34 protein-coding genes are annotated in these 25493 nt (G+C 72.8%); 16 read left to right on the forward strand and 18 right to left on the reverse strand.

Translation table 11 applies throughout. The annotated features are described in order from the left end of the window. The 4 genes from AF1_RS23650 to AF1_RS23665 all read left to right on the forward strand — a co-directional run. Positions 1-956 (forward strand): carboxylate-amine ligase (locus AF1_RS23650; RefSeq protein WP_067803407.1); only part of this gene is annotated, 956 nt, incomplete at its 5' end. 40 nt (positions 957-996) lie between these two features. After that, a complete protein-coding gene (locus AF1_RS23655; protein ID WP_084263259.1) occupies positions 997-2103 on the forward strand; it encodes an iron-containing redox enzyme family protein in 1107 nt (368 codons plus the stop codon). Beyond that, positions 2103-2819 (forward strand): HemK2/MTQ2 family protein methyltransferase, encoded by a 717-nt coding sequence (locus AF1_RS23660; RefSeq protein ID WP_306303184.1) that lies wholly within the window; start codon positions 2103-2105, stop codon positions 2817-2819. Before AF1_RS23655 ends, AF1_RS23660 begins: the two co-directional genes overlap by 1 nt. Further along, positions 2800-3090, forward strand: coding sequence for a CDGSH iron-sulfur domain-containing protein (locus tag AF1_RS23665; protein ID WP_456151181.1), 291 nt, complete (start codon positions 2800-2802; stop codon positions 3088-3090). Before AF1_RS23660 ends, AF1_RS23665 begins: the two co-directional genes overlap by 20 nt. A gap of 37 nt (positions 3091-3127) precedes the next feature. Here AF1_RS23665 and AF1_RS23670 read toward each other — a convergent pair whose 3' ends face one another. From AF1_RS23670 to AF1_RS23690, 5 genes are all read right to left on the reverse strand, one after another. After that, positions 3128-3379 (reverse strand): hypothetical protein, encoded by a 252-nt coding sequence (locus tag AF1_RS23670; protein ID WP_067803413.1) that lies wholly within the window; start codon positions 3377-3379, stop codon positions 3128-3130. An 82-nt stretch (positions 3380-3461) separates the two neighbouring features. Further along, complete coding sequence (locus tag AF1_RS23675) at positions 3462-4538, reverse strand: NAD-dependent epimerase/dehydratase family protein (RefSeq protein ID WP_067803487.1); 1077 nt, start codon at positions 4536-4538, stop codon at positions 3462-3464. A 101-nt stretch (positions 4539-4639) separates the two neighbouring features. After that, complete coding sequence (locus AF1_RS23680; protein WP_067803416.1) at positions 4640-5431, reverse strand: methylated-DNA--[protein]-cysteine S-methyltransferase; 792 nt, start codon at positions 5429-5431, stop codon at positions 4640-4642. Next, on the reverse strand, positions 5428-6075 hold the full coding sequence (locus tag AF1_RS23685; protein ID WP_242608989.1) for an RNA polymerase sigma factor: 648 nt from the start codon (positions 6073-6075) through the stop codon (positions 5428-5430). The genes AF1_RS23680 and AF1_RS23685 overlap by 4 nt, the downstream gene beginning before the upstream one ends. Before the next feature lie 67 nt (positions 6076-6142). Next, on the reverse strand, positions 6143-6808 hold the full coding sequence (locus AF1_RS23690; protein ID WP_067803419.1) for a response regulator: 666 nt from the start codon (positions 6806-6808) through the stop codon (positions 6143-6145). Positions 6809-7006: 198 nt separating this feature from the next. On the opposite strand from AF1_RS23690, the gene AF1_RS23695 reads away from it, so the two are divergent. Together AF1_RS23695 and AF1_RS23700 are read left to right on the forward strand one after the other, a co-directional pair. Continuing rightward, positions 7007-8725: a sensor histidine kinase gene (locus AF1_RS23695; RefSeq protein WP_067803423.1), complete on the forward strand. Its 1719-nt coding sequence runs from the start codon at positions 7007-7009 to the stop codon at positions 8723-8725. Continuing rightward, positions 8722-9390, forward strand: a complete 669-nt coding sequence (locus AF1_RS23700; protein WP_067803427.1) for a response regulator transcription factor — start codon at positions 8722-8724, stop codon at positions 9388-9390. The genes AF1_RS23695 and AF1_RS23700 overlap by 4 nt, the downstream gene beginning before the upstream one ends. A gap of 87 nt (positions 9391-9477) precedes the next feature. On the opposite strand, the gene AF1_RS23705 is transcribed toward AF1_RS23700, so the two are convergent. Then, on the reverse strand, positions 9478-10233 hold the full coding sequence (locus AF1_RS23705; RefSeq protein ID WP_067803430.1) for a phosphatase PAP2 family protein: 756 nt from the start codon (positions 10231-10233) through the stop codon (positions 9478-9480). A 125-nt stretch (positions 10234-10358) separates the two neighbouring features. Continuing rightward, entirely contained in the window at positions 10359-11015 is a 657-nt protein-coding gene (locus tag AF1_RS23710) for a DedA family protein (protein ID WP_067803433.1), read from the reverse strand. 367 nt (positions 11016-11382) lie between these two features. Here AF1_RS23710 and AF1_RS23715 point away from each other — a divergent pair, with 367 nt between their 5' ends. Further along, entirely contained in the window at positions 11383-12018 is a 636-nt protein-coding gene (locus AF1_RS23715) for an HAD family hydrolase (RefSeq protein WP_067803436.1), read from the forward strand. A gap of 39 nt (positions 12019-12057) precedes the next feature. On the opposite strand, the gene AF1_RS23720 is transcribed toward AF1_RS23715, so the two are convergent. Further along, positions 12058-13110, reverse strand: coding sequence for a tyrosine-type recombinase/integrase (locus tag AF1_RS23720; RefSeq protein ID WP_067803493.1), 1053 nt, complete (start codon positions 13108-13110; stop codon positions 12058-12060). A 50-nt stretch (positions 13111-13160) separates the two neighbouring features. Between AF1_RS23720 and AF1_RS23725 the strand changes: the two genes are divergently transcribed. From AF1_RS23725 to AF1_RS23755, 8 genes are all read left to right on the forward strand, one after another. Further along, positions 13161-13619 (forward strand): hypothetical protein, encoded by a 459-nt coding sequence (locus tag AF1_RS23725; protein ID WP_067803439.1) that lies wholly within the window; start codon positions 13161-13163, stop codon positions 13617-13619. Between the two features lie 36 nt (positions 13620-13655). Continuing rightward, positions 13656-14396 carry a DUF72 domain-containing protein gene (locus AF1_RS23730; protein ID WP_067803442.1) on the forward strand — a complete coding sequence of 247 codons (741 nt, stop codon included), beginning with the start codon at positions 13656-13658 and terminating at the stop codon, positions 14394-14396. 202 nt (positions 14397-14598) lie between these two features. Next, positions 14599-14994, forward strand: a complete 396-nt coding sequence (locus AF1_RS23735) for a GNAT family N-acetyltransferase (protein ID WP_084263261.1) — start codon at positions 14599-14601, stop codon at positions 14992-14994. 203 nt (positions 14995-15197) lie between these two features. Further along, positions 15198-16193 carry a hypothetical protein gene (locus AF1_RS23740; protein ID WP_067803448.1) on the forward strand — a complete coding sequence of 332 codons (996 nt, stop codon included), beginning with the start codon at positions 15198-15200 and terminating at the stop codon, positions 16191-16193. Between the two features lie 444 nt (positions 16194-16637). Then, positions 16638-17174, forward strand: a complete 537-nt coding sequence (locus tag AF1_RS23745; RefSeq protein WP_165488445.1) for a TIGR03086 family metal-binding protein — start codon at positions 16638-16640, stop codon at positions 17172-17174. A 164-nt stretch (positions 17175-17338) separates the two neighbouring features. Continuing rightward, positions 17339-18121, forward strand: coding sequence for an MFS transporter (locus tag AF1_RS23750; RefSeq protein ID WP_306303182.1), 783 nt, complete (start codon positions 17339-17341; stop codon positions 18119-18121). Beyond that, a complete protein-coding gene (locus tag AF1_RS36920; protein ID WP_306303183.1) occupies positions 18109-18432 on the forward strand; it encodes a hypothetical protein in 324 nt (107 codons plus the stop codon). The genes AF1_RS23750 and AF1_RS36920 overlap by 13 nt, the downstream gene beginning before the upstream one ends. Before the next feature lie 242 nt (positions 18433-18674). Continuing rightward, positions 18675-19025, forward strand: a complete 351-nt coding sequence (locus AF1_RS23755) for an alpha/beta fold hydrolase (protein ID WP_242608986.1) — start codon at positions 18675-18677, stop codon at positions 19023-19025. A gap of 41 nt (positions 19026-19066) precedes the next feature. On the opposite strand, the gene pdxR is transcribed toward AF1_RS23755, so the two are convergent. Then, positions 19067-20584, reverse strand: a complete 1518-nt coding sequence (gene pdxR, locus AF1_RS23760) for a MocR-like pyridoxine biosynthesis transcription factor PdxR (protein WP_067803454.1) — start codon at positions 20582-20584, stop codon at positions 19067-19069. A 29-nt stretch (positions 20585-20613) separates the two neighbouring features. Here pdxR and AF1_RS23765 point away from each other — a divergent pair, with 29 nt between their 5' ends. Further along, positions 20614-21474, forward strand: coding sequence for a methyltransferase domain-containing protein (locus AF1_RS23765; RefSeq protein WP_067803457.1), 861 nt, complete (start codon positions 20614-20616; stop codon positions 21472-21474). On the opposite strand, the gene AF1_RS33635 is transcribed toward AF1_RS23765, so the two are convergent. From AF1_RS33635 to AF1_RS35310, 9 genes are all read right to left on the reverse strand, one after another. Next, a complete protein-coding gene (locus tag AF1_RS33635) occupies positions 21428-21886 on the reverse strand; it encodes a gas vesicle protein K (RefSeq protein ID WP_084263262.1) in 459 nt (152 codons plus the stop codon). The two genes, AF1_RS23765 and AF1_RS33635, sit on opposite strands and share 47 nt — an antisense overlap. After that, complete coding sequence (locus tag AF1_RS35955; protein ID WP_242608985.1) at positions 21883-22101, reverse strand: gas vesicle protein; 219 nt, start codon at positions 22099-22101, stop codon at positions 21883-21885. Before AF1_RS35955 ends, AF1_RS33635 begins: the two co-directional genes overlap by 4 nt. After that, positions 22098-22985, reverse strand: coding sequence for a GvpL/GvpF family gas vesicle protein (locus AF1_RS23780; RefSeq protein WP_067803463.1), 888 nt, complete (start codon positions 22983-22985; stop codon positions 22098-22100). Before AF1_RS23780 ends, AF1_RS35955 begins: the two co-directional genes overlap by 4 nt. Then, positions 22982-23350 carry a gas vesicle protein gene (locus tag AF1_RS23785; protein WP_242608984.1) on the reverse strand — a complete coding sequence of 123 codons (369 nt, stop codon included), beginning with the start codon at positions 23348-23350 and terminating at the stop codon, positions 22982-22984. Before AF1_RS23785 ends, AF1_RS23780 begins: the two co-directional genes overlap by 4 nt. Positions 23351-23356: 6 nt before the next feature. Next, on the reverse strand, positions 23357-23617 hold the full coding sequence (gene gvpO / locus AF1_RS23790; RefSeq protein WP_067803466.1) for a gas vesicle protein GvpO: 261 nt from the start codon (positions 23615-23617) through the stop codon (positions 23357-23359). Positions 23618-23628: 11 nt separating this feature from the next. Then, positions 23629-23880 carry a gas vesicle protein GvpG gene (locus AF1_RS23795; RefSeq protein ID WP_067803469.1) on the reverse strand — a complete coding sequence of 84 codons (252 nt, stop codon included), beginning with the start codon at positions 23878-23880 and terminating at the stop codon, positions 23629-23631. A gap of 8 nt (positions 23881-23888) precedes the next feature. Continuing rightward, entirely contained in the window at positions 23889-24671 is a 783-nt protein-coding gene (locus tag AF1_RS23800) for a GvpL/GvpF family gas vesicle protein (protein WP_067803473.1), read from the reverse strand. Next, positions 24668-25102: a gas vesicle protein GvpJ gene (gene gvpJ / locus AF1_RS23805; RefSeq protein WP_067803476.1), complete on the reverse strand. Its 435-nt coding sequence runs from the start codon at positions 25100-25102 to the stop codon at positions 24668-24670. Before gvpJ ends, AF1_RS23800 begins: the two co-directional genes overlap by 4 nt. 204 nt (positions 25103-25306) lie before the next feature. Next, positions 25307-25493 (reverse strand): hypothetical protein (locus AF1_RS35310; protein WP_169804055.1); only part of this gene is annotated, 187 nt, incomplete at its 5' end.

Consider the following 25493-nt stretch of genomic DNA (forward strand, 5'->3'; position numbering starts at 1 on the left):
CGGGCGGCGCCCGGCTGGTCGCCTCGGGCACGCCGGTGCTGGACGCTCCCGCGCCGCCGCCCGCCCGCGGCGACCGGTTCGCCGCGATCATGGCGGCCTACGGGGACATGGTGGAGGACTACCAGGCGTGCGGCTGCCACGTCCATGTCGGCGTCCCGGACCGGGAGACCGCGGTGGCGGTGGTGAACCATCTGCGGCCGTGGCTGCCGGTGCTGCTGGCGCTGTCGGTGAACTCGCCGTTCGACCGCGGCCGCGACACCGGTTACGCGGCCCGCCGGATGGTGGAGATGGCGCGGTTCCCCGGATGGGGGGTGCCGCCGTGGTCGGCGTCGGCGGCCGCGTGGGACGCGCGGGTCGCGGCGCTGGTGGAAGCGGGCGTGCTGGTGGACACGGCCATGACGTTCTGGCTGGCGCGGCCCTCGCCGCGGTGGCCGACGGTGGAGGTCCGGGCGGCCGACACCGCGGCCACCGCGGACGAGGCGGTGCTGCAGGCGGCGCTGACGCGGGGCCTGGTCGGTGCGGCACTGGCCGATCTGGCGGCCGGCCGGGAGGCGCCGCGCGCGGACGGGCAGGTGTGCGCGGCGGCGCTGTGGAACGCGGCCCGCCGCGGCCTGGACGGGCGGATGGCCGACCCGGTCACCGGGCGGTCCGTCCCGGCGTGGCGGCTGGTGGACGACCTGATCGCCCGCGCCGCCCCCGCACTGGCGGGCACCGGGGACCTGGACCGGGTGTTCACGCTGGTGGAGGGCGTCCGCCGGGCGGGGACGGGCGCGGACCGGCAGCGCCGCGCCGCCGCAGAGCACGCCGCCGGCGACGGTGTGGAAGGCGGTCCCCGCACGGTGGTGGAGATGCTGGCGCGCCAGACCGAGTCCGGTGTCCTGCCCACCGCGCCCCCTGGGGAGGAACCGGACGTATGGGACGCATGCGAGCGGGTACCGGAGCCGGACACCCCCTGACCGCACCTCCCCGCCCACGCCCCTTGACCACGGAGGAGACATGACCGCTCCGCATGCCATCGCCCTACGGCGGGCTCCCACCGGGACGCCCGCCACCCCGGTCCGGCCGCGCGCCCGGGACACCGCGCCGGGGCCGCCGCTACCACGCGGCCCCCTGTCCCAGGCCGTGATCACGGCCCTGCGGGCAGGCCCGCCGCCAGGCGACCCGGCCCTGCTGCCCGCCGGCGCCGCCGCGTCCGCCGACCCCTACGGCGAGGACCTGCAACTGGCCCTGCACACCTGCTACGAGCTGCACTACCAGGGGTTCACCGGCGTCGACCCCGACTGGGAATGGGACCCGGCGCTGCTGCGGCTGCGCGGCGCCCTGGAGACGGTGTTCCTGGCGGCGCTGCGCCGCGACACCCCCGGCGGCACCGACGTGCAGGCGGCGCTGGAGGAACTGCTGGTGGAGCCGGTGGACGCCCAAGGCGTCTCCCACCACCTGCGCGACCACGGCGAACGGTGGCAGGTCCGCGAACATGCGGCGCTGCGGGCGATATACCACCTGAAAGAAGCCGACCCCCATGCGTGGGTCATCCCGCGGCTGCGGGGCCGGGCCAAGACCGCGCTGGTGGCGGTGGAGAACGACGAGTTCGGCGGCGGACGCCCCGAAATGATGCACCAGGGCCTGTACGCCGGCCTGCTGGACGACCTGGGCCTGGACTCCTCCTACGGCGCCCACGTGGACGCGGCCCCGGCGGTGATGCTGGCGACGGTGAACATGATGTCGCTGTTCGGGCTGCGGCGGTCGCTGCGGGGCGCGCTGGTCGGGCATTTCGCCGCGGCCGAGATCACCACGGCGCCGTCCGCGCGGCGGATGGCGGCGGCGCTGCAGCGGCTGGGCGCGGGCCCGCGGGCCCGGCTGTTCTACACCGAGCACATCGAGGCCGACGCCGTCCACGAACAGGTGCTGCGCCACGACGTGATCGGCGCGCTGCTGGACGCCGAGCCGGACCTGGCCGGGGACGTGACGCTGGGCGTGCGGGCGACGGGGCTGCTGGAGGACCGGCTGGCCGCCCGCCTGCTGGGGTCCTGGGGGGCGGGACGTTCGGCGCTGCGCCGCCCGCTCCCGGACGCACCGGCCGGCGCGGTGAAGGAGGACCGGTGATGCTGCTGAGACCGCCGGGGGTGTACCGGCCGCAGTCCGACACCTCGCTGCTGGCGGACGCGCTGACCCGCACCCTGGGCCGCTCCGGGGCGCCGGCGGGCACACGGCTGCTGGAACTCGGCACCGGGACGGGCGCGGTGGCGCTGGCGGCGGCACGCGCCGGCTGCGAGGTCGTCGCGGTGGACGTCTCGGCGCAGGCGGTGCTGACCGCACGGATGAACGCGCTGGTGCGGGGCCTGCCGGTCCGGGTGCTGCGCGGCGACCTGTTCGCGCCGGTGGCGGACGAGGTGTTCGACGTGATCGTCGCCAACCCCCCGTACGTGGCCGGGGACACCGACCCGGCCCGGGTACGGGGCCGTTCCCGGGCGTGGGAGGCGGGGCCCGGCGGGCGCGTGCTGCTGGACCGGATCTGCGCGCGGGCGCCGCGGCACCTCACGCCGTCGGGAACGCTGCTGGTGGTGCATTCGGCGCTGAACGGGGTGGCGGCGACGCTGGTGTCGCTGCGCGCCGCGGGGCTGCGGGCGTCGGTGGTGGCGCGGCACCGGGAGCCGTTCGGGCCGGTGATGCGGCGCCGCGCGGCCGGCCTGGCGGCGCGGGGCCTGCTGGGCCCGGGGCAGCGCCACGAGGAACTGGTCGTGGTGCGCGCCGACCGGATCACCGGGCATCGGGGCGAGCAGGACGAGGAGGGGGACGCGCGTGAGCGGCAGCCCGCCTGAGCGCATGCCCGCGCGGGACCGGGACCGGCGGCGGGTGCGGATGATGCCGGGTGGCCCGGTGCTGGTGGAGGGCCCGGTCGAAGTCGTCCTGGAGGACGGGTCGACGACGGTGTCGGACCGGTGGCTGGTGGCGCTGTGCACGTGCCGGCGCAGCCGCTCCTACCCGTTCTGCGACACCAGCCACCGCCGCCGCGTCCGCACGGCCCCCGACACAGATCAGGGCACAGATCCGGGCACCGCTCAGGACACGGGCCAGGCCCCCGCCGGGTGACCGGCGGGGATGCGGGCCGTCCGCGGAGTCAGCGGAGTCAGCCGCCGAGGCTTTGCAGGGCGACGTCCAGGCGCTGGGCCAGGGCCTCGATCCGCTCCTCGTTGGCGCCGGTGTCGAGTTCGGCGATGACGGCCTCCCGCGTGGTGATCATCAAGGCCTCCTCAGGCCCGTCACCCCGGCCGGGATCGGCGGGGACGACGGCGGCGCGGCCCTCGACCACGACGAGCGCGGCGCCGCGGTCGCTGGAGGCCAGCAGGGCGTGCAGGTGGTCGGCAGTGATCGTCGGCATCGGGTGACCTCCGGATTCGTGATCGCGGACCGGGATGCTGATCGGGGATGCGGGTCGGTGTTCGCGGGTCGGTGTTCGCGGGTCAGGGTTTACGGCCGACGCCGGTGGCGAACTCGCGGGCGCGGCCCGGCCCGCCGGTGCCGGGGGCCAGCGGCGGGGTGTCACGCCCGGCACCGGCGCGCAGGCCCTCCAGGAACTCGGTGAACGCCTCGCGGGCGGTGTGGCGGGGCGTCCAGCCCAGTTCGGTGCGGGCCCGCGCGGTGTCCATCACCGGGATCTCCATGGCCAGGTCGAACAGACCGGGCGAAGCGGGCACCAGGTGCAGCGCCCACGCGGCGGCGATCGCGGCGCGGACCCCCCGCTGGGGCACCCGGACCGTGCGGGCACCGAAGATGTCGGCGAGTTCGGCGGAGTCCAGGACGGGTTCGGCGGCGATGTTGAACGCGCCGCGGACATCACCGGTCGCGGCGAGCCGGAACGCCTGCCCGGCATCGGCGGAGTGCAGCACCTGCAGCCGCAGACCCGGCAGGTCGGGCACCACCGGGATACGGCCTGGCCGCACGAGCCGCCCGGGCAGCAGCGGACCGGCGAACAGCCTGCGCTGCTCGCCCGCGCTCTGGCGCTCGAACACGAACCCCGGCCGGATCCGCACCACGCGGCAGCCGGGATTGGCGATCTCGAACGCGTCCAGAAGCCGCTCAACGTACGCCTTCTCCCGCGAATAGGCGGCACCGGGCCACCCGTGCGTAGGCCAGGACTCATCGACCGGGCGGTCCTTGGGACCGGGGGAGTAGGCACCGACGGACGAGGAGTACACCAGGGCCGCGACACCGGCCCGGGCGGCGGCGTCGAACACCCGCCCGCTGCCGACGACGTTGGCGTCCCAGGTGACCGCGGGCCGATGGGTGGGCTGGAACAGCCACGCCAGGTGGATGACCACGTCGGCGCCGCGCATCAGCGGAACCAGATCGGTGTCGGTGACATCGGCGGTCGCCCACTCGATCTTGCCGGTGCCGGCCGGATCGGTGTCGCGGACGGCGCCGGGCCCGGGCGCGCGGCGGGCCAGACCGGTGACGGCGGTGACGGCCGGATCCTCGGCAAGCGCCCGCAGCGTGCTGGTCCCGATGTTGCCGGTGGCGCCGGTCACGACGACACGCATGGCGATCTCCCCCTCGTCGGCGGTGCTCGATGCGGGATCGTCCCCGCAGGTGGACGCCCCATTCCCGGCCGACACCGATCTATGCGCCTCCCGGGGGCGGGTCAGGCGGGACGGCAGTGCTCGCACGGCCGGTACCCGGCCGCCCGCGCCGCCGCCAGATCCCGAAACCCGCGCCGGTGCCCCGGCGCGATCCGCCGCGCGTCCCCGCACGTCGGATAGCACACGACCCCGGTGGTGTCGGAGCCCACCAGCCGCACCCCCCGCCGCGCCAGCTCGGCCACGGCGTCGACGTCCACATCCTCGGCGCGCAGCAGCCGCTCCTTGGCGTCCGCACCGAACACATAGCCGCCCAGCGACCCGTCCGACCGGGTCACCCGATGGCAGGGGATCAGCAGCGGGACCGGGTTGCGGCCCAGCGCCGACCCCACCGCCCGGACCGCCTTCGGCCGCCCCGCCCGCCGCGCCACCCACGCATACGGGCGGGTCTGCCCGCGCGGGATCTGCGCCGCGGCGCGCAGCACCGCGGCCTCGAAGTCACCGAGCCCCCGCAGGTCCAGCGCCAGCCCGCCCAGCCGCCCCGTGCGCAGCGCCGGCACCAGCCCGGCCGGGGGACGCGCGGCGGGCAGCAGCGGCCGCGCGAACCGGGCCCGGAACGCCTCGGCGAACTCCCGCTCGCCCATCCCGACGCGCAGATAGGCGACACCGCGGTCGGTGAACGCCACCTGCACCCCCACCAGCGGCCCCTCCTCCAGCGGCCCCGCGACGTGGACGCGGCGGGCGGCGATGCGGTCCAGCAGGGCGGGCGGCGCGTCGGCGGCCAGCCCCGCCAGCTCGGCCTCCAGCCGATCAGCCGCCCCACCCGGGCCGATGCCACCTGAATCGATGCCGCTCATCGGACGCCCCCTTTCTGCCCCGGATCCCGCCCGGCGGCACGCAGTTCACGGAGCCGCGCCAGCCCCCGGGAGATGTGCGACTTCACAGTCCCCTCCGGGAGATCCAGGACGGCCGCGATCTCGGCGACGGGCAGATCGGTCACATGCCGCAGCACCACCGCCGCCCGCTGCATCTCGGGCAGCGCGGCCAGCAACGCCGCCAGCTCCCGGCCCGTCTCACGGCGCGCGGCCACATCCTCCACACCCTCACCCGGATCGGGCGGATCGGGGGCGTCCTCCAACGGCGCCGCCGCCGGCCGCCGCGCCGCCGACCGCAGGCTGTTGCGCCACACGTTCGCCAGGATCGTCAGCAGCCACGGCCGCGGACGCAGCGCCGCCACCCGCCCCGGCGCATACCCGGCCAGCGCCCGGTAGGCGCGCAGAAACGCCTCCGCGGACAGGTCCTCGGCCTCGGCCCACCGCCCGCACAGCCGCAGCGCGGTGGAGAACACCGCGCCCCGGTACGCCTCGTACAGGGCCGCGAACCCCACGTCCAGGTCCCGCACCAGCGCCGCGACGACCTCCGCGCCCACCGGATCGCCGACCGGATCGCCCGCCGGGCCGGCGGCGGGGGAGCGGGGGAGAGCCTCGTCCGTAACCGTCACATCCGTTCAACACCGCCCCGCCCTGCCCGGTTGCGGCGGCTCAGCCAAGTCCAGCCGGGGCGCCGGGTCAGCCGAACCAGCCTGGACGGATCACACCCGTCTCATACGCCAGCACCACCAACTGCGCCCGGTCCCGCGCCCCCAGCTTGGCCAGGATACGGCTGACATGCGTCTTCGCCGTCGCCGGCGACAGCACCAGCCGCCCGGCGATCTCCTCGTTCGACAGGCCCGCCGCCACCAGCTCCAGCACCTCCCGCTCCCGCCCGGTGAGCACGCTCAGCTCCGCCGCCGGCGGCGGAGCGGTGATCCGGGACGCGAACTCGGCGATCAGCCGCCGCGTCACCGCCGGCGCCAGCAGCGCGTCACCGCGCGCCACCACCCGCACCCCGTGGATCAGCTCCGCGGGCTCGGTGTCCTTCACCAGGAACCCGCTCGCACCCGCCTTGATCGCCCCGTACACGTAATCGTCCAGGTCGAACGTCGTCAAGATCACCACGCGGACACCGGTGAGCCGCGGGTCGGCCATGATCCGCCGGGTCGCCTCCAACCCGTCCAGCACCGGCATGCGGACGTCCATCAGCACCACGTCGGGCCGCAGCTCACCCGCCCGCGCCACCGCCTGCTCCCCGTCCCCGGCCTCGGCGACGATCTCGATGTCGTCCTCACCCTCCAGGATCGACCGGAACCCCGCCCGCACCAGCGTCTGGTCGTCGGCCAGCATCACCCGGATCACGCGATCCCCTCCACCTCACCACCGGCGCCGTCCAGCGGCGGCCACGCCCGGCCCCGCCACCGCCGAGGCGGCGCACCAAGGCCGCCCTCACGGGGGCAACCGTAGTTCAGCCCGGCCCCTCCCGCGATCTTCACGCCGCACCCGCACCCCGACTTTCGTCAGTAACGCCGCGATTCACCGGCCAGTAGCGTGAAGCCCGTGAACGACTCCGCGCCGGCACGGGCACCCCACACCCTCACCCACGCCGCACGGACCGCCCTCCAAACCGCCCGCCCGGCCGCGCTGCGCGCCGCGATCCGCCGCCCCACCCGCGCCGCCCTGATCAAGGACACCCTGCTCTACGCCGTCCTGGCGTTCCCCGTCACCGCCGACATGATCTCCCCGCCGCAGCCCGGCCACGCGTTCTGGTGGCTGCAGGGCGCCGGGCTCGCCGTCCTGGCCGCCGCCATCGCCGGATGCCGCCCCTGGCCCACCGCCGCCCTGCTCACCGCCATCCCCCTCAACCTCATCCACGGCAACTTCGTGTTCGCCATGCCCGTCCTGGCCTACCTGACCGGCCTGCGCACCGCCCGCACACAGCCCCTGCTGTGGGGATTCACCACCGTGTTCCTCGGCGGCAGCCTCCTGGCGATCGCCCGCGGCCTGGACGTGGCCACCTGGTTCCCCTCCACCGTCTGGCTCGTCCTGCTCGGCGTCCTGCCCTGGCTCATCGGCCGCTACTGGCGCCAGCACCAAGAACTCCTGCGCGCCGGATGGGAACGCGCCGAACGCCTCGAACACCAGCAGCGCATCACCGCCGAACGCGAACGCCTCCGCGAACGCGCCCGCATCGCCCAGGACATGCACGACTCCCTCGGCCACGAACTCGCCCTCATCGCCGTCCGCGCCGGCGCCCTGCAGGTCACCCCCGGCCTCGACGACCGGCACCGCGCCGCCGCCGCCGAACTGCGCACCGGCGCCGCCGAAGCCACCGACCACCTCCGCGAAATCATCGGCGTCCTCCGCGACGACCACCACGACCACCACAGCGACGGCGGCCTCGGCGGCGGTGCGGCCCGGGTCCGGCCCGCCCGCGAAAGCATCCCCGACCTCGTCGACCGCGCCCGCGCCTCCGGCGTCCCCATCCACCTCACCGGCCACGACGCCCTCACCGGCCTGCCGCCGATGGCGGCGCTCACCGCCCACCGCGTCGTCCAGGAGGCCATCACCAACGCCACCAAGCACGCCCCCGGCGCCGCCATCACCGCCACCCTCACCCGCGGCACCGGCAGCGCACTCACCATCACCGTCACCAACGACCCGCCACCCAACGACCCGCCACCGCCGCCCTCCGGCGGACACGGACTCACCGGACTCACCGAACGCCTCCGCGTCCTCGGCGGCACCCTGCACACCGCACCCACCCCCGGCGGCGGCTTCACCCTCACCGCCTGCCTCCCCGCCGTCCCCCCGGCCACCCCACCCGAACCGGCCACCGCCCCGCCGGGGGAGTGGACCTCCGAATCCGCCCGCCTCCTCGGCCGCGAACGCCGCCAGGTCCGCCGCGGACTCATCACCGCCATCGCCGTCCCCACCGCCCTCATGGCCGCCCTCGGCGCCCTCATGGCCGGCTACTACATCTACGCCGCCCTCAACTCCGTCCTCCCGCCCGCCGACTACGCCGCCCTCCGCGTCGGCACCCCCCAGCACCAGGTCGAGCAAACCCTGCCGCCCATGGAAACCACCGACGCCGGCATCGTCCACACCACCGTCCCCGAACCCGCCCACGCCGACTGCCGCTACTACCGCCCCGACGCCAACCTCCTCGGCCCCTCCCGCGTGTACCGGCTCTGCTTCACCGGCGGCCGCCTCACCACCAAAAACGCCTACGACACCGCCGAACTCGGCACCCGCCACCGCGACCAGGAGAACCCGTGATCCGCGCACTGCTCGCCGACGACGAGGCCATGATCCGCGCCGGCGTCCGCGCCATCCTCACCGCCGACCCCGGCATCGACGTCGTCGCCGAGGCCGCCGACGGGCACGAGGCCATCGACCTCACCCTCCGCCACCGCCCCGACGTCGCCCTCCTCGACATCCGCATGCCCCGCCTGGACGGCCTCACCGCCGCCACCGAACTACGCCGCACCGCCCCCGCCACCGGCATCATCATGCTCACCACCTTCGGCGAGGACGACTACATCGCCCGCGCCCTGTCCGGCGGCGCCAGCGGCTTCCTCCTCAAATCCGGCGACCCCCGCGAACTCATCGCCGGCGTCCGCGCCGTCGCCGGCGGCGCCGCCTACCTGTCCCCAAAGGTCGCCCACCGCGTCATCACCGAGATCGGCGCCGGCCGCCTCGCCGGCGGCGCCCGCGCCCGCCGCCGCACCGCCGCCCTCACCCCCCGCGAACGCGACGTCCTCGCCCTCCTCGGCGCCGGCCTGCCCAACGCCGAGATCGCCGCCCGCCTCCACCTCGTCGAAGGCACCGTCAAGGCCTACGTCAGCGCCATCCTCACCCGCCTGGACGTCCGCAACCGCGTCCAGGCCGCCGTCATCGCCTACGAAGCCGGCCTCGTCGACGACACCGGCGAAACCCCCTGACACACGCCTCGGCGTCAACGGCGAACACCGAACACAAAACGGGCCGCCCCGGCACACCACCGGAACGGCCCGCCGAACCCCACCGGGCTAGGGGACAGGCCCCTGACGGCGAGTCACCCCACCCATCACATCCGGCATCGTCACCGCCGCATCGTCCACCGGAGCGGCGGCACCCACCGCCGGCCCCAGCCCCCCATGCGGCACCGGCGCCCCCGGCACACCCACGGCACCGGCCACCGCCGCCGGACGCGCCCCCAGCAGCACCCCACCCACCGACACGCCCCGCAACGCCTCCACCAACGGCCGCAGCACCCGCACCAGCAGCAGCGCCGCCAACGGCGCCACCACAACGCCCACCAGGAACCCCGCCGCCACATCATGCGGATAATGCACACCCACGAACACCCGCGAGAACGCCATCAGAGCCGCCAACGGCAGCACCACCGGCGCCAGCGCCCGCCACGCCACCACGATCGCCGCCGCCGACGCCGCCGCGATCGTCGCGTGATTACTCGGGAACGACCAGTCACCCGGCGACGGACACGCCGCGATGTGCACCGCACCCGCCACCGCCCGGCACGGCCGCTCCTCCTGGATGTAACTCTTCGACACCTCGCTCACCAGATACGCCGACACCACCGCGAACGGCGCCGCCAACGCCAAACCCATCGCGCGTGCGTCCAGCCCCCGCGCCCGCCACCAGCCCGCCACGAACAACACGGCGAACAACAGCAGCCCCGCATCCGTCCCCACGTCCGCCACCTCATGCACCCAGGACGGCGTGCCCTGCGCGAACCCGGTGATCTCCCGGTACAGATCGGCGCTGAAATCCGGCGCTCCCATACTCTCCCTCACACTCACGAGCGATCCCCGCCCGACACCCTTGAGACCCCGGACGGACCGCAGGAGTTCACCCTACGACCACCCGAGCCCGAAACCCGGCACTTTCCACGATCACCGCCAACACATCACCCGCCCGCCAACGGCCCCGCCCCCGCACCGCCGCCGTCCGCACCCCGCGGCCGCGCACCCGCCCGGCGGCGCCGCACAAAACGCACCCCCTCCACCACCACCGCCACCGACAGCGCCAGCCCCAACCCGACCACCACCCCCTTCAACGGATCACCCTCGAACGCCACCCCGCCCACATAACCCAGCACCGTCCCGTACACCGCCCACGACACCGCCGCCACCGCAGCGAACAACGAAAACCACCGCACCGGATACCCGACCGCGCCCATCGTCGCCGTCACCGCGGTCCGTCCACCCGGCACATACCGCGCCACCACCAGGATCAGGCCACCCCGCTCCGCCATCGCCCGCCGCGCCCACCCGAACACCGCATGCCGCCGCGACCCCGCCCGCAGCCCCCGCACCAGCCGCCCACCCGACCAGCGCCCCACCAGAAACGACACATGATCACCCGCGAACGCCCCCAGCGCGGCCAGCACCACCACCGGCACCGGATCCGGCTGCCCCGACGCCGCATACACCCCCGCCGTGATCACCATGCTCTCGCTCGGCACCACCGGGAAGAACCCGTCGACCACCGCGACCACGAACAACACCACGTAGAACCACGGCGACGTCACCGCCGTGTCCACCACCCCCATGACCACGTCCATGAACCCGACACTAGAAAACGATCACCCGCCCGCGGATCCCACCGACGACCATCACCACCCCCGACTTTCGGCAGAGGACAAACCCCGCATCCTCCGAACGATGTACGACACATCCCTCACCCAGAAGGACGACCCACCCCCCACGGCGACCACCACCCTGAAAGGAGCACAACGACAGGGGAGACCACCATGAACACACCAGCCCACGACGCCGCCACCCGCGCCTGCGACCACGACCACACCCTCCAACTCCTCGCCACCGCCGACCTTCCCCCTCCAAAGCCGCCCACCAGCGCGCCAAACCGGCGGGCAGACACCCGAAAACCACTCGCACCCCCACCCGCCCATCCGCCACACTCCACATCCTGTGGGACACCTGCACATCTTCGACATGGACGGCACCCTCCTCACCGGCACCACCGCCAACCTCGAAATCGCCCGCCACCTCGGCACCCTCCCCGAACTCCACGAACTCGAAGCCCGATTCACCACCGACACCCTCGACACCCGCGGCTTCTCCACCGAGATCCACCGCCTCTGGCGCGACCTCACCCCCGACATCGTCGCCACCGCCTACACCACCGCCACCTGGCTCACCGGCATCACCGACGTCTGCGCCGACATCCGCGCCCGCGGCGAACACTCCGCCGTCATCACCATGTCGCCCGACTTCTTCGCCCGCCACCTCCTCGACCTCGGCTTCGACGACGTCATCGCCTCCCGCTTCCCCCCGATGCCCTTCACCGGCACCCTCGACCCCACCGGCATCCTCACCCCCGCCGACAAGGTCCGCGTCACCGAAGAACTCCGCACCCGCCACCGCCTCACCCTCACCCAATGCACCGCCTACGGCGACTCCATGTCCGACGTGCCCCTCTTCCGGCACCTCACCAACACCGTCGCCGTCAACGCCGACCAGCACCTCGCCGACATCGCCGCCCTCGACTACCGCGGCACCGACCTCACCGAGTCCTACGCCCTCGCCCGCACCCTCACCACCTGACCCCCGCAGCGGGGCGGGGGAGAGGGGGAGCGGGGACGGTCAGCCGCCCCGGCGCCCCTCCACCGGCCCCAGCAGCGGATGCACCCGCATCGCCGCCTCCAGCTCACCCGGCAGCTCATCCCGGTACCGCCCCAGCGTCGACAGATCCGCATGCCCCAGCACCCGCCGCACCGCATCCATGTCCGTCGCCGCCGCCAGCAGATGCGTCGCCGTCGTATGCCGCAGCCCATGCGGCGTCACACTCCGCCGCCGCCCCGGCTCCACCCGCTCCAGCACCCGGTCGATCACCCCCTGCACATCACCCCGCGCCAGCCGCCGCCCCCGCCACGACAACAGCAGCGCCTTCGGCTCCCGCCCCCGATCCAGCAGCCCGCGCCCGTCCACCAGATACGCATCCAGCACCTCCACCACCGGACGCGGAAGCGGCACATCCCGCGTCCGCCCACCCTTACCGAAGATCCGCCAATACCGCGTCCCCCCGTTCACGAAAAAATCCTCGGTGTTCGCCGCCGTCAACTCCGACACCCGCGGCCCCACCGCCGCCAGCAGCAACACGATCAACCCGTCCCGCAACTCCGTCCGCTGATCCACCCGCCGCCGCGCCGCCACCGGCTCCTCCGCCAGCTCACGCGCCGCCCCCAGCAGCCCCTCCGCCTGCTCCACCGTCAACGCACGCCGCTCCGCCCGCAACCCACCCCGATGCTTCGGCCGCACCGTCACCGCCTGCATCGGATTCAGCTGCACCCACCCCGCCACCACCGCATACCGGAAGAACGCCGACACCGAACGCCGGAACCGCGCCTGCGACGCCGCACTCTGCAACGGCCCGCCCCCAGCCGCCACCGGACGCACCCGCCGCCGCTCATCCGGCTTGCGCGCGAACCGAAGCAGCACCTCATCGACGTCCTCACCCGTCAGATCGTCCAGCACCCGATCCGGGCCGGCCAGCGCCGCGAACGTCACCACGTCCCGCGCGTACACCTCCGCCGACGCCGGCGCCAACGCCCCCGTCGAAGTCTTCGCACGCACCATCTCCCCATAACGATCCGCACACTCGGCCACCGTCAGACGCTGAACATCGGAAGGACGCACCCGCCGGACGCTACCGCCCGCCACCGACAAACGCCCCTAAGATCGGCACGATGACGGACCGCGCACTGTTCGACCAGGTCAGCGAGATCATCCGGGGATCGACCCCGCCCGCCCTCGGGCACCCCCACGTCCAGACACGCCACAACGGCGTCAAAGCCTGGTTCGGCGACCCCGCACCCCACCGCGAACACTACGAAGCCCAGATCATCCCCGCCGACCTCGCACCCGGCGCCCGCACCCACGCCGTCGAAATCGGCTTCCACGCCGAACACCGCAACGAACCCGACAACGACGCCGCCCTCACCCGCCTCCTGACCACCGAACCGCAGTGGCGCGCCGAACTCGGCGACGACCCCGTCACCGGTGTCTTCCTCGGCCGCCGCACCTGGCGCCGCATCTCCGAGACCTGGCCCGACCTCGACCTCGACGGCCCCGACATCCCGTTCGAGATCGGCGTCCGCCTCGTCGACTACATCCGCACCCTCGAACCCCGCCGCCGCGGGGTATGACCCGGGGCACGCACCACCGGACGAGGGGGAGGGGCCGTGCTCATCGGCACATCGGGATGGCAGTACACCGACTGGCGCGGCGTCCTCTACCCGCCCGGCCTCCCGCAGCGCCGCTGGTTGCAGCACTACGGCGACGTCTTCGCCACCGTCGAGAACAACAACGCCTTCTACCGCCTGCCCAGCCGCGAAACGTTCGAGCTGTGGCGCGACAACACCCCGCCCGGCTTCGTCATGGCGGTCAAGGCGAGCCGCTACCTCACCCACATGAAACGCCTCAAGGACCCCGCGGAACCCGTGGCCCGCCTCATGAACGCCGCCAACGGGCTCGGCGCCAAGCTCGGCCCCGTCCTGCTGCAACTCCCGCCCACCCTGCAGGCCGACACCGACCGCCTCACCGCCTGCCTGCGCCAGTTCCCCGCGGAGGTTCGCATCGCCGTCGAACCCCGCCACCCCTCATGGTGGACGGACGAGACCCGCCGCGTCCTCGAACGGCACGGCGCCGCCCTGTGCTGGGCCGACAGCCTCGGCCGTCCCCAGACACCCCTCTGGCGGACCACCGGCTGGCTCTACCTGCGCTTCCACGAAGGGCCTGCGGAGCCCTGGCCCGAGTATGACGACCAGACCCTCCAGACCTGGGCGGACGAACTGGCCCACGACGAAGACGCCTACGTCTACTTCAACAACGACCCAGGTGGCGCCGCCGTCCGCGACGCCCTCCGTTTCGCCGCCCTCGTCACCTCCGACACCTCTCGTTCCGAGCCGGGGGAGCACGGATGACCCGCTCGCTCTCGGGGGCCTGCAAGCGCGGCGCGACCACCGGGCGTGAACGGATAAAACGTCACAAATGTCGCAAACCAGACAGAAGCTGAATTCTGTCTGGTTTGACCGTAAACCGGGCGAGCCCTGCCGGCGGAGGAGAGGCGGCGGCCCGCCGGACCCCGCACCGCCTGACACCCCGTATCGGGCGAGACTGGCACGCATGGACGACCTCATCCCACCGAGGACTTCGGTGCGTTCGCCGCGCGGCGCCGCGCGGCGCCGCGGCGTCCAGGAGCGCTGGGGCGTTCCGTGCACGACGTTCTGGTACGTCTCGGGTGAGCATTACCTGGGCACGCTGATCGTCCGGCACCGCCTGACACCGGAGCTCGCCGAGGTCGGCGGCCACGTCGGCTATCACGTCGTCATGCCATGGCGGCGGGGCCACGCGACGCGGATGCTCGCCGCCGGCCTGGTGGAGTGCCGCCGCCTCGGCCTGGACCGCATCCTGCTGACCTGCGCCACCGGTAACGACCCGTCCCGCCGCGTGATCATCGCGAACGGCGGTGTTCACGACGGCCGCGCCCGCGGCGAGGACCGCTACTGGATCGAACTGTGAAGGAGCCCCATCAGATGGGCACTGAGGTTGATGAATGCCGAAACTCGATGAACATCTTGAAAAGATCAATAATTGGCCTAGAACGGCACAATATGACTTCAGGCACATGTGGCCACATTTGGTCACCGGTTCACCGCTGAACTTGATTGTGGGTTCTACTTGCCATGGAGGGGCGAGCCCAATCGCATGGGAGATCTGGATCCATGGCCACTGTCAAGAGGATCGCATCGGTCATCACCGCGACGGCAGCGGTTTTCGGGCTTGCGGTGCCGGCAGGCGCGGCGTTGGCAGGTGAATTCAACGACTGTACGGCGGCCGTGGCCGAAACCTGCCTTCTGGTCACGTTCGAGACCGGTGGAGACGACCTGCGCGGTGGCGGCGTCGGCTTGACGGTACGCGTCGATGTCAGGGCTCGAGGCGGTGAAGCCCGGGGGCCGAGATCCATAGGGAACGTGAACCTGGGTGCGAGTTGGGGAAGTAACACCTCTCACACGATCGGGATCAATCTCCGACAACTCTACGGAGTAGACATTCCGGCAGGCGACATCAGTTCCATCGCCCTAGAGCCCGATTTGCGCGCCTACGGCCCCTTCGAGGGCACCGACAACTGGGACCTCCGGGCGGTCACCGTGCGCCACAGGGTATTCGGTGCGGCACCCACCACCCTGACACAGGCGAGCGCACTCACGCCTTACCGGTTCACTATCAATAATGCCACCGCATATGTCCGGATCGATGATCTCCTCGACGGAGGCTTCGAATGGACGCAGTCGCCGCCGCTGGTGGTCCCCCCGTGGTTCACGGAGGGTCCAGATTCCAAAGGTCTTGACATTGGCCGAGGGTTGGCCGACACCGGCGCGAACAACGCGTGGATCCGCACCTCGAGCCGGAACTGGAATGCGATTCTGCAAACGATCCCGGTGGACCCGAATCGAAACTATGTCCTACGCGGGTTCGTTCGGACGTCCGGTCACGGTAACGGCGCCGATGTGAACACCGCCTTCTTCGGTGTTCGGATGTCCGGGATATGGCCGCCGGTCGAACAGCACTTCGGGCCCAGCCCGGCCGGGAAGTATCAGGAAATCGTGCAACCGTTCAATCCAGGTAATCGCACTTCGGTCACGGTATTCTGCGGGTTCTGGGGAATGGGCACTGACGGCTGGATGCAGATCGACGGCCTGTCGGTGTTCCCTTCCTGAGCCGCTCAACCACGTCGGCTTGAATCGGCCTGCGGCATCGACGGCCGACGTGCTCGCCGATTCCATGTGTGGGCGAAGAACCCGTCGACGTCATGTGGCGATCACGGCCAAGGGGTCCGCTCCACGACGGCGAATCATGCGAGCGAAACCCACGCCGGCATGCGACGCGCGGCCGCTCCGGTCGCTCAGCTTGCCTCGGACTGCAGGGACGCGGTGATGACAGGTTGGGACGAGTGCGCTCACCTGCCGGAACCCGCCTCAGAGCTTGGTCGATAATGAACATTATGTTAAGTGAGGCGGAGGGAAGGCGGGGGCGGGCAGCGGCCGGTGGTCTTGATCGTGCTCCCCTGCTGTGGGCAGACTGATCGTTACCTTGGTGGGATCCGTCGACTGCGGTCCGAGTTCGGGTGGTAGCGCATGGTTCCGGAGGGTTTCGTTCGCGCGTTGGACGGGTTCGAGGCGGTGCTCGCGGCGGTGCCGGCGGACCGGTGGCTTTCGCCGTCGCCGTGCGCGGGCTGGGCCGCGGTCGATGTGGCGGGGCATGTGATCGCCGGGCTGTCGGTGATCGAGCTGCGGGCGGCCGGGCGGCCTCTCCCCCAGGACGATCCGGATTGGCGGGTGGTCGCCGGTACCGATCCGGTGATGAGCTGGCGTGCGGTGCGTGCCCGGATGATGGCGGAGCTGGAACGGCCGGGGGCGCTGGAGCGCCGGATTCGGCTGGCGTTCGGGGAGATGACGGTGTGCGAGTGGGTGGAGCGGTATCCGCTGGAGTTGCTCGTCCACACGTGGGATCTGGCGCGGGCCACCGGGCAGGCGGCCGCGCTGGACGCGGATCTGGTGGGTCCGGCGCTGGAGGCGGCGCGGCAGATGGGGCCGCGCGGGCGTGAGATGGGCAAGGTCGGCCCGGAGGTCGCCGTGGCCGGTGATGCCGATGATCAGTCGCGGCTGCTGGCGCTGTTCGGCCGTGATCCCGCTGCCTGACCCCTCTCCCCCGGCGGATCCGGGGGGTGCGCGTGGAGCGGCGCGGCGGTTAGAGTGCGGGTATGCGACAACGACATTGATCTTCGGCTGAGGCGGGGCTCGCGCGGAGGCTGTACGTCTACGCGTTCTTTGAGGATTTCGTTCTTCTGTACCCGGTGTATGCGGTGTTGTTCGCCGATACCGGGTTGTCTCCCGCCGCCATTTCGTCGCTGTTCGTGATCTGGTCGGTCACGGCGTTCGGCTTTGAGGTGCCGTCCGGTCTGTGGGCGGATCTGTTCTCGCGCCGGTTGCTGCTCGTGGCCTCTCCCCTGCTGGCGGGGGCGGGTTTCGGGTTGTGGGCGTTCTTTCCGTCGTATCCGGCTTTCGCCGCGGGTTTTGTGCTGTGGGGTGTCGGGTCGGCGTTGCGGTCGGGGACGACGCAGGCGCTGGTGTACGAGGAGTTGGAGCGGGTGGGGGCGACGGGCGTGTACGCGCGCCTATTCGGGCGTTCTGAGTCGGTGTCGCTGCTGGCGGTGGTGGCGGCGTCGGCGGTGGCGTCGCCGGTGCTGGCGGTCGGGGGTTATCGGGCGCTGGGGGCGGCGAGCGTGGCGGCGTGTGCGGCGTGTGCGGTGGCGGGGTGTTTCCTGCCGGAGACGCGGGTGCCCGGCGGGGACGGGCAGGAGCCGTCGCCGGGGTCGGTGGTGCGGGAGGGGTGGGCGCAGGTGCGGCGGGAGCCGGCGGTGCGGTGGGCGCTGGTTCTGGTGACGGTGTTGGAGGGGGTGACGTCGTTGGATGAGTACGTGCCGCTGCTGGTGCGGTCGACGGGGGTGGCGGAGGCGTCGGTGCCGTTGCTGGTGCTGGTGGTGACGGTCGGGGACGCGGTGGGCGGCTGGCTGGCGGGGCGGGGTGCGGCGTGGCTGGCGCCGGTGCTGGCGGTGGGTGGGGGTGCCTGGCGGTGGGGTCGCTGAGCGGGCGTCCGGGTGGGCTGGTCGGGGTGGCGGTGGCGTTCGGGGTGTTCCGGTGGGCGATGGCGGCGGCGGATGCGCGGTTGCAGGACCGGATCGGGGACGGGGCGCGGGCGACGGTGACGTCGGTGGCGGGGTTCGGTTCGGAGACGGTGGCGGTGCTGGTGTTCGCGGGGTGGGCGTTGGGGTCGCGGTGGGCGGGTGCGGGGGTGCTGATGGGGGTGGCGGCGGTGCCGTACCTGGTGGTGGCGGTCGTGCTGGGGTGGGCGCGGCTAGGCGAAAGGCGCAGGGCGGGCGAGGGTGGTCGGGCGTAGGTTTTGGTCGGGTGTTTCGTGGTCGGGCCATGCGATGTCGTCGACCGCCGGCCATGGTTCGCCGGCCACGGTCGCCGGGGTTGCTCCGGTGAACGCGATGACGTCGCGATGCAGGTGGGACTGGTCGGCGTAGCCGCCTTCCGCCGCGACTCGGGCTGCGTTTTCGCCCGCGGCCAAGCGGTGGGCGGCATGGTCGAAGCGGACCAGTGCGGTTTCGGAGCGACAAGGTTCTTCGCCGGGGTTTGGGCACCGGGTTCAGCCGCCACGGTTACGCGGTTCCCCAGCGGCTCGTCAACGATGTGCGCGGCATGACCTACCACGCGCTCACCGCGACATCGCGGGCGGTCGAGGGCTACCTGAAGCAGCGTGCGCTCCCCGATCGGCTGGCGCCCCTCGGTAAGCCGCTGCTGGTGATCTTCGGTGCGGAGGACCGGAGATGGCGTTCCTCCTCCGCCGCCGAATACCGTGTCGTTCCGGGCGCGAGAGTGGAGTTGCTGTCCGATGTCGGGCACTCCCCCATGCTTGAGGATCCGCCGCGGACCGCCGCGCTCCTCCTGGCCTTCACCGCGCTCCACGCCGTGCGGGCGAGCTGAAGCCCGCGTGGCAGGGCCACCCTCCGCGGGGTGGTGGGTGCCTATCGGGATCTGTGGGGCGCTGGGTGTCTCGGGGTGTGTTTCTTGAGTGCTCGGCCGAGGGCGGCGATGCCGTCGGTGATGTCGGATGTGGTGGCGGCGGCATAGCCGAGGACGAGGCCGGGCTGGGTGGGGCGTTGGGCGTGCCATGACAGCGGGTGGACCTTCACGCCCTCGTGCAGGGCCGCGGCGGCGAGTGCGGCGTCGTCGATGTGCCTGCCGGTGTTTTCGCCGAAGGTGATGGTGAGGTGCAGGCCGGCGGCGGCGCCGTGTACGGCCGTGTCCGGCAGGTGCGCGGCGAGTGCGGCGATCATGGTGTCGCGGCGGCGCCGGTGGCGGCGCCGCAGCAGCCGCAGGATGCGTTCCATCTCTCCCGAGGTCATCAGTTCGGCGAGGACGAGTTGCGGCAGGGCGGCGTTGCCGAGGTCGGCGAAGCGTTTCTCGGCGATGACGGCGTCCAGGAAGCGGGGTGGCGGCACGAGCCAGCCGGTCCGCAGCGCGGGGGCCAGCAGTTTGGAGACGCTGCCGGCGTGGAAGACGCGGTCGGGGAGCATGGATCGCAGGGCTGGGGCGGGCGGTCGGTCGTAGCGGTGCTCGGCGTCGTAGTCGTCCTCGATGACCAGGCCGCCGGTGGCGGCCCAGCGCAGCAGGTCGCGGCGGCGGTCTCCGGTCAGCACGACCCCGGTCGGGAACTGGTGGGCGGGGGTGAGCAGGACGGCGGGGGCTCCGGATTCGCGGAGCCGGTCGACGCGGACGCCGCCGTGGTCCACGGGGATGGGAGGGGTGGTGATCCCCCAGTGCCGCAGGTGTTGGCGGACGCCGAGGGAGCCGGGGTCCTCGACCGCGACCGTGTCGATGCCGTCGTGGGTCAGGGTGCGGGCGATGAGGCCGAGGGCTTGTGCGGTGCCCGCGACGATGACGATCTGGGTGGGGTCGGCGCGGATGCCGCGGGTGCGGGCGAGCCAGGCGGCGACGGCGGTGCGCAGTGCGGGCGTGCCGCGCGGGTCGCCGTAGCCGAGTCCGGCCGCGGGCAGGTCGCGTAGGACGGTGCGTTCGGCGCGTTGCCAGGCGGCGCGGGGGAACGCCGACAGGTCGGGGACGCCGGGGGTCAGGTCGATGCGGGCGGGTGCGGCGCGCAGCACGTCGAAGGCGTCGGTGCCGGGCGCTGTGGGGAAAGGGGCGCCGGGTGGTGGGTTCGGGGTCGGCGCGGGTGGCGGGGTGAGTGGGGCGGCGACGACGATGGTGCCGGCGCGGCCGCGTCCGGCGATGTGGCCGTCGTCGATGAGGCGCTGGTAGGCCTCGGTGATGACGCCTCGGGAGACGCGCAGGTCGGCGGCCAGGGCGCGGGTCGCCGGCAGGCGGCTGCCGATGGGCAGGCGGCCGTCGGCGATGGCGTTGCGGAGCCGTTCGGTGAGCCAGTCCGACAGGCCGCCGGGTGGGGCGTCGGCGGGGTCGAGTTGCAGGAAGTCCGACCCTCGCGTTACGGACCGGTCGGATTCGCCGGTATTGGACCTGTGCACTGGACCATTGTGGGCTCCAGGGTGATCGTATGAAGACCACCAGGTATGTGCACGGATATTCCGGGCGTGAGGCGCGGCGGCTCGGTGACCAGGCCGATGCGCTCGCCGACCTGCTGTACGAGGGGACGTCGTACCCGGAGGGGAGCCGGGTGCTGGAGGCCGGCTGCGGGGTCGGTGCGCAGACGGTGCATCTGGTGGCCCGCTCCCCCGGCGCGCGTGTGACCGCCGTCGATGTGTCCGAGGCGTCGCTTGCGCAGGCCCGTGCGCGGGTGGCGGCGGCGTGTCCGGGTGCGCGGGTGGGCTGGCTGCGGGCCGACCTGTATGACCTGCCGTTCGGGGAGGGGGCGTTCGACCATGTGTTCGTGTGTTTCGTGCTGGAGCATCTGCGGGATCCGTGCGGTGCGCTGGTGGCGCTGCGGCGGGTGCTGCGGCCCGGTGGGACGCTCACCGTGATCGAGGGCGACCACGGGTCGGCGTTCTTTCATCCCGACAGTGCCCATGCCCGCGCTGTGATCGCGCACCAGGTGGCGCTGCAGGCCGCGGCGGGTGGGGACGCGCTGATCGGGCGGCGTCTGCAGCCGCTGCTGAGCGATGCCGGATATGCGCGGGTCGCCGTCGTCCCCCGGACCGTGTACGCCGACCGGGCGCGGCCTGTGCTGGCGGAGGCGTTCACGCGTGACACCTTCGCCGCGATGGTCGCGGCGGTCCGCGATGACGCGGTCGCCGCCGGGCTGGCCACGCCCGCCGACTGGGACCGCGGTATCGCCGACCTGCACCGTGCCGCCGGGCAGGACGGGACGTTCCACTACACCTTCTTCAAGGCGACCGCTGTGAATCGGCCGGTCAGTTCTCGGGCAGGAGCGGGCCGAGGGGGCCCAGGTCGAGGTTGAGGTCGTGGTCGTCGAGGCCGAAGTGGTCCTTGAGGCGGGTCATGGCCTCCTCTAGCCGCATCAGCGTCAGCCCGAGGTCCTCGATCTGCTGGTCGGTCAGGTCGCCGCCTTCGGCGCGGCGCAGTGCCTGCCGCTCCATCAGCTGGCGGATCAGTTCGACCAGGGTCAGCACCAGCTTCACCAGGTCGCGTTCGACGGTTTCGGGGTCGGACCGCAGCCGCTGCATCGTCCGGGACGAGCGTTCCCGCAGGTCCCGCTCCCGGACGGGTGCGGCTCGCACGGGGGCGTGATCGGATGGGCCGCCGGTGCGGCCGGCGAGGATGTCGTCGGTGAACGGGTCCCCGGCGGCCGGGTCCCGTACCGACACCTCCCCCGCCACCGGCGCACGGGTGTCTCGGTCGGGTCGGCTCATGGTTCCTCCTCCTCGCCGGGCTCGTCGGGCAGCAGTTCGGCGCGGACGGCCGTGGCCAGTGCCCGCAGGGACACCTCCACCAGGTCCACCCCGGCGATCGAGATCACCAGGTCTCCGGTGATGACGACGCCGCCCGCCAGGAGCCGGTCGAGCAGGTCGACCAGCGCGATCCGCTCCATCGGGGCGTCGGTGCCGTGGTCCAGGACGGCCGTCACACGTCCTCCGGTGAGTGCGTGTCCGGGGTGTCGGCGGTGTCGATGAAGGAGTACGGCGGCCATGGCCCCGTCACCTCCACCTCGATGCCCACCAGTTGCTCTTCGGTGGCGCGTGTCACCGCCAAGAATCCCTCTACCTGTTCCTCGTCCAGCAGGTAGGCGACGTTGAGGATCTGCGTGCCCGGCCGCCCGGACAGGCGGGGGTCCTGCGGCGGGTGGTGCCGGGAGGCCACCGCGTGGCCGGCGAGTTCGGCGTGCACGGCGTCGATCTGCTCGCGCACGCGGCGTCCGGCGTCGGCGCGCCGGCGGCGTTCCTGTTGCCGGCGCCGCAGGTACGCCGTTCCCACGCCGGCCGAAGGGCCGCCGGGCGGGCTGCCGGGTTGGGGGCCGGTGGGGGGCTCGGCGCTGGGCGCGAGCCCCCCACCGGGATCTGGGGTGTCGCCGCCGGTGTCGCCGCGCAGGGCTTCGGGGTCGGCGTAGGCCTTCACGCCCCACTCCGACCGGCCGGAGATCAGGTCGAGGACCCGGGTGAACCGCTCGCCCTGCGCGGCCAGCACCTCGGCGACCCGCGCGTCGTCGCGGTAGATCGTCGCGATCCGCACCGGTGCGGTCGGTGCGGCGTGCGCGGCCCGGCCCACCACGTCGTGGTGGGCGCGGGCGGTGGCCTCCAGCCATCCCAGGTCCTCCAGGTTGGCGCGCAGTGCCGCCTCGCCGTAGTCGGCCAGCGCGACGGTGCTGACCAGCGCGGTCAGTTCGCCCGCGACGACGCCGCGCACGGGTGCGCCCGCCACCCCGGCGGCGTCGTGCAGCGTTGCCGGGTCCAGGCCGCGCGCCACCCCGTACAGGTAGACGGCGGTGTCGCCGGCGAACCGGGTCCCGGTCATGATGTCGGTTCCTTCCCTGCTTCCAGGGCGGCGAGCCGCTCGCGCAGCCGCCGGTTCTCCTCCAGCAGCTCACGGTCGGCGGACGGGCCGCTCTCGGTCTCGTTGTGCCGGGCCTTGGACGACAGTGAGGGGTCGTGCTCCCACCAGTCGATGCCCATCTCCTTGGCCCGGTCTACCGATGCCACCAGCAGCCGCAGCTTGATGGTCAGCAGTTCGATGTCGAGCAGGTTCACCCGGATGTCCCCGACGATCACGATCCCCTTGTCGAGGATGCGCTCCAGCAGGTCCGCCAGGTTGGCCGATGTCCGCTCACCGGACATCGACCGTGCCGGGGACCGGGAGCCGGTCCAGGAGATCTCGCTCACGTGTGCTCAGTTCCTCTCCACTTGTCCGCGGGGGTAGCGGCGGGCGCGGTGGTAGGCGACCAGTTCGCCGTCCGCGTCCACCTCGGTGGTGTAGGCCGCGAGGATGTCGGCGGAGTTGGGGATGCGGTGGGTCTCCACGACCTCCACCGTGACGCGCCAGCCGTCCTCGCCGGTGCGTTCGATCCCCACCACGCTCTCGGCGCTGCGGCCGGTCATCGCGGTGACGTGCTCGACCGCCCGTTTGGCGGCCTCGGACGCGGACATCATCGCGGCCTCCCCTACCAGCCCGTTTGCACGCCGCGGGCGCGGCCCTCGTTCAGCCGGTGGATCAGTTCCTCCTCGCGGGCGGCGGCCTCCTCCTCGGTGATCTCACCGGCGGCGGTCTCGTCGGCGACCTGCTGCATCTCCGCGGCGATCCGCCCCGGGTCGTACAGTTGCGCCTCGGCCTGCTCGGTGAGGGTCTCGGCCAGCCACATCACGCCCCGCACGGGCGCCAGCGGCAGGGTCACCAGCCCGGTGAACAGTCCCATGGTCTCCTTCACTCCTCCGGGACGAAGTCGTAGGGCGGCAGCGGCCCGATCAGCCGGATGCGGATCCGGTCGCCGTGCTCGCGGCCCAGTTCGTCCACGGCCTGCTCGAACGCCTCGCGGTGGTCGGCGCGGACCAGGAACGAGGCGTCCAGGACGTCCTCCTCGCGGGCGGGGGTCTTGCGGGTGAACGCCTCGGCCGCCGGGGCCGCCCCGTCCAGCAGGGCCTGCCCGTCGTGCTCGCGGCGCCGCTCCATCGCCTGCGCGATCAGCTCGCCGAGCCGGATCCGGTCGTAGTAGACCGCGTCGGCGGCGTCCGGCGGGACCTCCCGCAGCCGCCGCGACAGTTCGGCGATCTCCGGTTCGGCCGTCATGATCTCGCCGAGCACCGTGTCCTGGACGTAGGTGGCCTTCACGCGCAGTTCCACCCGTCCGTCCAGCTGGTCCAGGACCTGCCCGAGACGTTCGGAGTTGGCGGCCAGCAGTTCCTTCTCCACGGCGGCGTGGTCGGCCAGCGCGGCGCCGAACCGGAACGGCAGCACCACGGTCCCGGCGTCCACCAGCGCGTTCAGCACCCGCTGGTGCGCCACCAGGTCGGCGCGCTCACCCAGTGCCCGGCCGGTGGGCAGGTCGCTGACGATCGCGGCGCACACGCCGCCGTTCTCCACCAGCGACACCGGGCGGTCGTCCAGGCCGGCCACGTCGGCGGGCAGTGGCGTGCCCGAACGGGTCACCCCGTACACGTACTGCGGGACCCGGTCGCCGGAGCCGGGGGGGTTGTGCGGCGTGCTCATTCGTCCTCGTCCTCCTTCTTGCGGGACGAGCGGCGCCGTGCGGGCTGCTGTTCCTCATCGGATTCGTCCGAGCCGCCGAAGGTCTCCTTCAGCCGCTCCTGAGCGCCCTCCAGCGCGCCGCGCGTCTTCTTCTTCGCGCCCGACTCCTGCATGCCCCCCACGAACTGCGGCAGGCCCTGGGAGGTGCCGTCGTGGGCGATGTCGAGCCGGTTCACCGCCTCGGCGAAGCGCAGGTAGGTGTCGACGCTGGCGACCACGATCCGCACGTCCACCGTGAGGATCTCGATGCCGACCAGCGACACCCGCGCGTACAGGTCGATGACCAGACCCTTCTCCAGGATCAGGTCGACGACGTCGGCGAGGCCGCTGCCGGATCCGCCACGCTGGACTTGGTTGGTGCCCGAAGTCTGCTGGGCGATCGGCCCAGTCATGTCATCACCTCGAATGGGGGTTGTTGTCGGGGTTTCGCACGACCGGGGTTTACCCTCACTGACCTCTCTAAACGGATGACCTGGTTTCGGTCAGCGGCGGGTCAGCGCACCCGGCCCGGTGCGGGCGGCCGAACCGGCCCGCCCCGGGAGCGAAACGCCCCCGGTGCGGGCCGGGGGCGTTCAGGCGGTTGCGGGGCTCGGGGGTCAGCGTTTCCTGGCCGTCAGGCGCCCGGCGACGACGCCCGCGGCGGCGGCCGCCACCACCGGCGCCGCCCGCAGGAACCGCCGCAGCGTCACCAGCTTGACCAGGGCCGCCGCATGGCCGGGCAGTGCCGCCACCTGCCCGCCGGCCCGCGCGGTGGCCCGCGCGGTGGCGTCGGCGGTCTTCTGC

Origin of the sequence: Actinomadura formosensis NBRC 14204 (assembly GCF_001552155.1) — a bacterium.
In the GTDB taxonomy this organism is placed as follows: Bacteria; Actinomycetota; Actinomycetes; order Streptosporangiales; family Streptosporangiaceae; genus Spirillospora; species Spirillospora formosensis.